The 7,437-nt window shown below is 73.0% G+C and carries 8 protein-coding genes; 1 reads left to right on the top strand and 7 read right to left on the bottom strand.

Annotation, left to right across the window (positions count from 1 at the left end; all coding sequences use genetic code 11):
• Positions 1–109: 109 nt before the first annotated feature.
• From SSNG_RS23555 to SSNG_RS23540, 4 genes are all read right to left on the bottom strand, one after another.
• Entirely contained in the window at positions 110–442 is a 333-nt protein-coding gene (locus tag SSNG_RS23555; RefSeq protein WP_007266408.1) for a hypothetical protein, read from the bottom strand.
• Entirely contained in the window at positions 439–810 is a 372-nt protein-coding gene (locus tag SSNG_RS23550; protein WP_007266407.1) for a WhiB family transcriptional regulator, read from the bottom strand. Before SSNG_RS23550 ends, SSNG_RS23555 begins: the two co-directional genes overlap by 4 nt.
• A 185-nt stretch (positions 811–995) precedes the next feature.
• Positions 996–1,304: a hypothetical protein gene (locus SSNG_RS23545; protein ID WP_042804008.1), complete on the bottom strand. Its 309-nt coding sequence runs from the start codon at positions 1,302–1,304 to the stop codon at positions 996–998.
• A 177-nt stretch (positions 1,305–1,481) separates the two neighbouring features.
• Positions 1,482–3,659, bottom strand: a complete 2,178-nt coding sequence (locus SSNG_RS23540; RefSeq protein ID WP_241695104.1) for an ATP-dependent DNA helicase UvrD2 — start codon at positions 3,657–3,659, stop codon at positions 1,482–1,484.
• 254 nt (positions 3,660–3,913) lie between these two features.
• Between SSNG_RS23540 and SSNG_RS23535 the strand changes: the two genes are divergently transcribed.
• Entirely contained in the window at positions 3,914–4,174 is a 261-nt protein-coding gene (locus SSNG_RS23535) for a mycoredoxin (protein WP_007266404.1), read from the top strand.
• Positions 4,175–4,270: 96 nt separating this feature from the next.
• On the opposite strand, the gene nudC is transcribed toward SSNG_RS23535, so the two are convergent.
• The 3 genes from nudC to SSNG_RS23520 form a co-directional block, all read right to left on the bottom strand.
• Positions 4,271–5,206, bottom strand: coding sequence for an NAD(+) diphosphatase (nudC, locus tag SSNG_RS23530; protein WP_241695103.1), 936 nt, complete (start codon positions 5,204–5,206; stop codon positions 4,271–4,273).
• Between the two features lie 62 nt (positions 5,207–5,268).
• A complete protein-coding gene (locus tag SSNG_RS23525; RefSeq protein WP_007266402.1) occupies positions 5,269–6,699 on the bottom strand; it encodes a dipeptidase in 1,431 nt (476 codons plus the stop codon).
• Positions 6,700–6,709: 10 nt separating this feature from the next.
• Positions 6,710–7,437 (bottom strand): PD-(D/E)XK nuclease family protein (locus tag SSNG_RS23520; protein WP_042801721.1); only part of this gene is annotated, 728 nt, incomplete at its 5' end.

Raw genomic sequence — 7,437 nt, 5'->3', positions numbered from 1 at the left:
CCCCCCGGGTGCTGCCGTCGCCCGCTGTGTTCAGCCGGCTCCGGCGGTGTTCAGGTGGCTTTCACGTCGCTTTCGAGCGGCTTCCGGCCCTGTCGGGCCGGTCGCGTGCTCAGTGCATGACGGCCATGGCCAGCGCGCGCCGCGCGCGCATGGAGACGCGCTCGGCCCTTCGCTGCATGCGCCGCGCGGCGACCAGGCGCAGGGCGTGACGCTCGGCGTCCACCTCGCGCATGCGGTCGTCCATATGGGCACGGGCCAGGGCTTCTGGGATGAGTTGCATTTCGCGGGTCCTGTTCTGACGCGAGGTGATCGCGCCTGCGGTGATGAAGTCTGCGGTGGCGGAGCCGTGCGGCTGCTCGCTCGTGGTGGCGTGGGGGGACATGGGGGCCTGCTTCAAGGGGTCGTGCGTGAGGGGGCGGTCGATGGTTCCGATGGCGGTCATGCCGCTGCAACCGGGTTCTTGCGCGGGCGGCCACGGGGCCGCTTGCGGGCCACGACCACGCCCTGGACGAAGAGCTCTCCGCCCCAGACGCCCCAGGGCTCGCGGCGCTCCTTGGCGCCGGCGAGGCAGGCCTCGACCAGCGGGCAGGTGCCGCAGAGGGACTTGGCGTACTCGACGTCCGCCGGGGACTCGGCGAAGAAGACCTCGGGGTCGAAGGTCCGGCACGGTACGGGGACGCCGAGGTTCTCGATGGCGTCGTCGAGCGCGGTGAGCGCGGTGAGGGGGGTCAAGGCGTGGTCCTCCGGGACTGCGGGCGGGGAGATCGTTTGGGTCTGCGGTACGGACGGGGCGTGCGCTTCGAGTTGCACGGTGTTTTCTTCCTCGTCTTGTTCGGCTAGTCGTTCCGGCCGGTCGGCCGGGTGGCGGCTGTGGTACCTGGTCTTGCCAGTCCCGAGGCCCCTTCGCTCCGTCGTCCCCGTTCGGGGACAAACAGAAGGGCCGCGGATCCCGGGTGGGGTTCCGCGGCCCTGAAGGCGCCGGCCTGATCATGCGATCAGGCTGGATCACTCCAGGGTTCGAGCCCGCGGAAGGCCCACATCAGGTGGTGCTGCGTCGTCTGCTGCTGCGTCTTGGATCCGGCACCGGCCGCGGCCGCGAAGCCATAGGCGCCATGCGCCTTCTGGGCTCCCGCTACTGCCACCAGTGCCTTGGTCGGTCGCTCATTGCGCTCGCTGACCGGGAGGGTCGCCAGCAGGGCGGGGCTGTCAGCGGAAATCGCGGACAGACCGGTGCCCCGGAGGGAGACGGAACCGAGCAGGCAGGAAGCGTCGACCGAGCGATCGGTCATTTTGGTGAAGGTCATGAAGCTGGTCACTGGTCTCGCCTCCTCTCGGCGTCTCGGGGACTCGGCCCGGGGGCCTGTCCCATGTATTCGGATAAGTACAGCACGGATCCGGAGCTTCGGAGAAGCCACCGTTTCCGTTGCTAAGAACCTATGGGGCTTCGCCGGGCATGTGCAAACTATTTTTCCGACGAGTTTCTACGCGTCGTCAGAATCCTCACCGTCAGTCTCCTGACCAGTACAGATGGCCAGGACGTCGGCCCCGTAGCGGTCGAGCTTGCGGCCCCCCACGCCGGAGATCATCGCGAGCTCGCCCGGCTCGGAGGGCGCGGCCTCCGCGATCGCCATGAGGGTTTTGTCAGTGAACACGCAGTATGCGGGCATTCCCTGGAGCTTCGACTGTGTTGCGCGCCACTCGCGCAGCCGCTCGTAGAGCCCCTCGTCCATGTCCGAGGGGCAGTCCCCGCAGCGCATCAGCTTGATGTCCCCGGCCTCGGTCAGGGTCCGGCCGCAGACCCGGCACAGCACCGGACCCCGGCGGCCCCGCTTGCGCGGCACGCCCTCGGCCGGAGCGCCCGCCCGGGCGGCGGGGGCCGCGGAGCCCGGCCGCAGCCCGTTCAGGAAGCGGCTGGGGCGACGGGAGGCCCGGCCGCCCGGAGCCCGGGAGAGCGCCCAGGAGAGGGTCAGGTGCATCCGCGCGCGGGTGACGCCGACGTAGAGCAGCCGGCGTTCCTCCTCGACCTGGTCGTCGGTCTTGGCGTACGTGATCGGCATCATGCCGTCGGTGAGGCCGACCAGGAAGACGGCGTCCCACTCCAGGCCCTTCGCGGCGTGCAGCGAGGCGAGGGTGACGCCCTGGACGGTCGGCGCGTGCTGCGCGGCCCGGCGTTCGTCCAGTTCGACGGTGAGCTCGGCCAGCCCGGCACCGGGGCGGGAGCGGGCGAAGTCCTCGGCGAGGCGGACGAGCGCGGCCAGCGACTCCCACTGGTCGCGCACGGCGCCGGAGCCGGCCGGCGGCTCGGCGGTCCAGCCGGTGGAGCTGAGCACGGCCCGGACCTGGGCACCGAGCTCGACGACGTCGTCGAGCAGCGGGTCGTTGCCCGCGGAGCGGGCGGCTCCGCGCAGCGCGAGGACCGCCTTCTGCACCTCGGCGCGCTCGAAGAAGCGCTCCGCGCCGCGCAGCTGGTACGGGACGCCGGCGTCGGCGAGGGCCTGTTCGTAGACCTCGGACTGGGCGTTGATGCGGTAGAGCACGGCGATCTCGCCGGCCGGGACCCCGGCCGCGATCAGGTCGCGGACCCGGCGGGCCACGCCCTCGGCCTCGGCGGGCTCGTCGGGGTACTCGGCGTACACCGGGTCGGGGCCGGGCTCGCGCTGGGAGACCAGCTCCAGCCGGTGTTCGGCGGCCCGGCCGCGGGCCTGGTTCAGCAGGCCGTTGGCCAGGTGGACCACCTGGGGGGTGGAGCGGTAGTCGCGGACCAGCTTGACCACGGTGGCCTGCGGGTAGCGGGTGCGGAAGTTCAGCAGGTGGTCGGGGGTGGCGCCGGTGAAGGAGTAGATCGTCTGGCTGGCGTCGCCGACGACGCAGAGGCTGTCGCGGTCGCCGAGCCACAGCTCCAGCAGGCGCTGCTGGAGCGGGCTGACGTCCTGGTACTCGTCCACCACGAAGTGCTGGTACTGGGCGCGGATCTGCTCGGCGATGTCGTGGCGGTCCTGGAGGATGCCGACGGTGAGGAGCAGCACGTCCTCGAAGTCGATCATGCCGCGGTCGCGCTTGAGCTGCTCGTACGTGCCGTAGATCTGGGCGATCTCGGCCATGTCGCGGGGGGCCTCGCGGCCCGCCTTGAGGGCGGCCGCCGGGTAGTCGGCGGGGACGGTCTGGGTGACCTTGGCCCACTCGATCTCGCCGGTGACGTCGCGCAGCTCGTTGCGGTCGAGGCGGACGCGGCAGCGCGCGCCGGCCTCGGCCACGAACTGGATCTTGCGCTCCAGGAGCCGGGGCACCTCCCCGCCGATGGCCCTGGGCCAGAAGTACTGGAGCTGGCGCAGGGCCGCGGAGTGGAAGGTACGGGCCTGGACCCCGCCCGCGCCGAGGGAGCGGAGCCGGCCGCGCATCTCGCCCGCGGCCCGGTTGGTGAAGGTGACGGCGAGCACGCTGGCCGGCATCAGCTGGCCCGAGCGGACGCCGTAGGCGATGCGGTGGGTGATCGCGCGGGTCTTGCCGGTGCCGGCGCCCGCCAGCACGCACACCGGGCCGCGCAGGGTCGTGGCGACCTCGCGCTGCTCAGGGTCCAGGCCCTGGAGCACGGCGTCGGCGTCGGCGTCGGGCCCGCCGCCGCCGGCCGGTACGGATGAGGAGTGCGTTGCTGCTGTCACCCCGCCATGCTGCCAGGTCCGGTGCGCCGGACGGGAAACTCGTCCACAGGGCCGCGGGATCCGTCGTACCGGCCGGACCGGTGGATCAGCAGGTGCCGCAAGGGCGGGCCGGGGGTGACCCGGGAGCGGGCCGGCCGGCAGTCGGATCGGTCACACCGGGCGGCCCGGCGGGAATGGCGCGGCGGGGCGGGACGTTCGACTCCTCGGATCACCACCGGCCCCGCGATCCACCGACATCCCACAGAGGAGCGAGCATGCAGGACACCGGCACCGTCACGATGTACAGCACCACCTGGTGCGGCTACTGCCGTCGGCTGAAGACCCAGCTGGACCGCGAAGGCATCGCGTACAACGAGATCAACATCGAGCTCGACCCGGAGTCCGCGGCGTTCGTGGAGAAGGCCAACAACGGCAACCAGACGGTGCCGACCGTGCTCGTGAAGTCCGCCGCCGGCAGCGAGTCCGTCATGACGAACCCGAGCCTGGCCCAGGTCAAGCAGGCCCTCGCCGTCTGACCGTCCCGCGACGTTCGACCGTGCGCGACGCGCGCTTCCGGAACGGCCCCCGCCGCGGCGGGGGCCGTTCCGCGTCCGCGGCCGGGGACCGGCGGCTCAGACGGCCGACGGCCCCTTGGGCAGCGGCTGCCCGTACCAGAGCTCGACCAGGCGGGCCGCGATGGAGATGCCCGACGGGGGCAGGACCTCGCCGGCCTCGATCGCGGCGCGGTAGTCCTCGCGGGAGAACCAGCGGGCCTCCTGGATCTCCTCGCCGTCGACCGTGATCTCCGAGCTGACCGCGCGGGCGTTGAAGCCCAGCATCAGGCTGTACGGGAAGGGCCAGGGCTGGCTGGCGACGTACTCGACCTCGCCGATCCGCACGCCCGCCTCCTCCCACACCTCGCGGACCACGGACTGCTCTATCGACTCGCCCGGCTCCACGAAGCCCGCCAGCGTCGAGAAGCGGCCCTCCGGCCAGTGCACCTGGCGGCCCAGCAGCGCGCGGTCCTGCTCGTCGGTGACCAGCATGATCACCGCCGGGTCGGTGCGCGGGTAGTGCTCGGCGCCACAGCCCGGGCAGCGGCGGATGTGGCCGGCCGCCGCGACGACGGTCCGCTCGCCGCAGCGGGAGCAGAAGCGGTGCATGCGCTGCCAGTTCTCCAGCGCCACCGCGTGCACCATCAGGCCGGCGTCGCGCGGGTTCAGCAGCAGCCCGGCCTCGCGCAGCCCGGCCGGGCGGGCCGACTGGTCCATGCGGCCCGGCAGGGAGTCCTTCTGCAGCGCGAAGTACCGTACGCCGTCCTCGTCCGTGCCCAGGAAGTACCGGTGCGTCTCGGTGACCGGGGCCTCGAAGGCGGGGGTCATCACGATGCCCGTGCCGCCGTCGGGGGTGTCGTCGATCAGCACCTGGCCGCCGGAGACGACGAAGACGCGGGTCGTCGGGTGGCTCCAGGCGGCGGCGAGCCACGCCTCGTCGAGGCGGTGGTGCGCGGCGCGGTCGATGCCGCTGGGCGCGGTGAGCGACAGAGGACGCTCGGTGTGGGTGCTCACTGGTACTTCCAACTCCCCCGGTGGTGGGACAAGGCAGGCGTACGGGACGTGCTTCAGACTCTTCAGGCCGTGCCGGCGGTGGCCGCGGCGGGCTGCGGCGGCGACCAGTTCGCGGCGAGGTCGCCCCACAGGTAGGCGGTGGTCTCCACGCCCTTGAGGAGCAGGTCGAGCTCGACCTTCTCGTTCGGCGAGTGCCAGCCGTCGGACGGGACGGAGATCCCGAGGAACAGGACGGGCGCGTCCAGCACGTCCTGGAGGTCGGCCGCCGGGCCCGAGCCGCCCTCGCGGGTGAAGCGGACCTGCTGCCCGAAGGCGCGGCCCATGGCGCGGACCACGGACTGCAGCGCCGGGTGGTCCAGCGGGGTCAGGCAGGGGCGGGTGGGCGCGCCGAAGGTGACGGAGTGCCGGATCCCGGCGGGGACGCGGGCCGCGAGCCAGTCCCGGAAGGCCGCCTCGACCTCGTACGGGTCCTGCCCGGAGACCAGGCGGAACGACAGCTTCAGGTGGGCGGAGGCGGGCACGATGGTCTTGCCGCCGGGGCCCTGGTAGCCGCCGCCGATGCCGTTGACCTCGGCGGTCGGGCGGGCCCAGACGCGCTCCAGGGTGGAGTAGCCGGCCTCGCCGGCGGCCGCGTACGACCTGGCCGTGCGCAGCCACTCGGCCTCGTCGAAGGGCAGCTCGGAGATCAGCCGGCGCTCGGCGTCGGTGAGCTCGGCGATGTTGTCGTAGAAGCCGGGGAGCGTGACCCGGCCGTCCTCGTCGTGCAGGGCCGCGACGACGCGGGCGGCGACGGTGGCCGGGTTGGGCACGGCACCGCCGAAGGCGCCCGAGTGGATGTCCTGGTCGGGGCCGTGGAAGTCGATCTCGCAGTCGGCGACGCCGCGCATGCCGGTGCAGACGGTGGGGGTGGTCTCGGACCACATGCCGGTGTCGGAGACGATCACGACGTCGGCGGCGAGTTCGGCGGCGCGGGCCTCGACGAGGTCGCGGAAGTTCGGGGAGCCGGACTCCTCCTCGCCCTCGATGAGGAGCTTGAGGTGCACGGCGGGGGCCTCGGCGCCGGTCGCGGCGAGGTGGGCGCGCAGGCCGAGGGTGTGGAAGAAGACCTGGCCCTTGTCGTCGGCGGCGCCGCGCCCGTACATCCGGCCGTCCTTGACGACGGGCTCGAACGGCTCGGTGTGCCAGCCGTCGGCGAGGGCTGCGGGCTGGACGTCGTGGTGCCCGTAGACGAGGACGGTGGGGGCGGCCGGGTCGGCGGCCGGCCAGTGCGCGAACACGGCGGGGGCGCCGGGGGTGTCCCACACCTCGGTGACCGGGAAGCCGGTCTCCTTGAGCTTCGCGGCGAGCCAGTCGGCGCTGCGGCGTACGTCGCCCGCGTGCTCGGGCTGCGCCGAGACGGAGGGGATGCGCAGCCACTCGGCGAGGTCGTCGAGGAAGGCGGCGCGGTGGGTGTCGATGTACGTGCGGACGACGCTGTCCGGGGTTTCGCTCATGGCCACGAGCCTAACCGTCCGCCCGGGGGGCGCCGTCCGTGCCCGATTCGCCTTGGAGGATCCGCTCAAGACGCTCGCGTCCGGGCAGGTCACGGGGGCGGATCACGCGGCCGCTGCGGACGTGCAGGAAGGCCGCCGTGACCCGGTCGAGGGGGGTGCCGGTGGCTTCCGCCCAGGCGAGGCGGTAGACGGCGAGCTGGAGGGGGTCGGCCTGGGTGGTGCGGCCGGTCTTCCAGTCGACCACCTCGTACGAGCCGTCGGGGTTGCGGTAGACGGCGTCGATCCGGCCGCGGATCACCCGGCCGGCGAGGGTCAGCTGGACCGGGGCCTCCATCCGGTGCGGGGTGCGCTCGGCGTACTCGCTGCGCTCGAAGGCGGCCTTGAGGGCGGCGAGGTCGGCCTCGTCGGCGACCTCCTGGTCGGAGCCGGGGAGGTCGGTGGCGGGGTCGAGGAGGTCGTCGAGGAGCGGCAGGGGCAGCTCGTCGAAGCGGGACTCCACCCAGGCGTGGAAACGGGTGCCCTGGCGCGCCGCGGGCTGCGGGGGCTTGGGCATGGGGCGGGCGAGGTCGCGTACGAAGGCCTGCTCGTCGGCGGCCAGTCGCAGGAGCTGGCTCGCGGACAGGGCGGAGGGCAACTCGACGTCCCGCACGGCTGCGCGGGCACGGCGGAGCTCGCCCTCGAGGGCGTCGAGGTCCCGGTCCCAGGAGGCCACCGCGCGGGCCTCCTCGGGGGTCAGCT

The organism is Streptomyces sp. C (genome assembly GCF_000158895.1).
Taxonomy (GTDB): domain Bacteria; phylum Actinomycetota; class Actinomycetes; order Streptomycetales; family Streptomycetaceae; genus Streptomyces; species Streptomyces racemochromogenes.
Note: the sequence above shows the minus strand (reverse complement) of the source record. Positions and strands in the feature narration are given on the sequence as shown.

Bases quoted from the DNA above. Each gene is read 5' to 3' on its own strand.
- SSNG_RS23555 (WP_007266408.1), bottom strand. From the start codon at position 442: ATGACCGCCATCGGAACCATCGACCGCCCCCTCACGCACGACCCCTTG.
- SSNG_RS23545 (WP_042804008.1), bottom strand. From the start codon at position 1,304: ATGACCTTCACCAAAATGACCGATCGCTCGGTCGACGCTTCCTGCCTG.
- SSNG_RS23535 (WP_007266404.1), top strand. From the start codon at position 3,914: ATGCAGGACACCGGCACCGTCACGATGTACAGCACCACCTGGTGCGGC.
- SSNG_RS23525 (WP_007266402.1), bottom strand. From the start codon at position 6,699: ATGAGCGAAACCCCGGACAGCGTCGTCCGCACGTACATCGACACCCAC.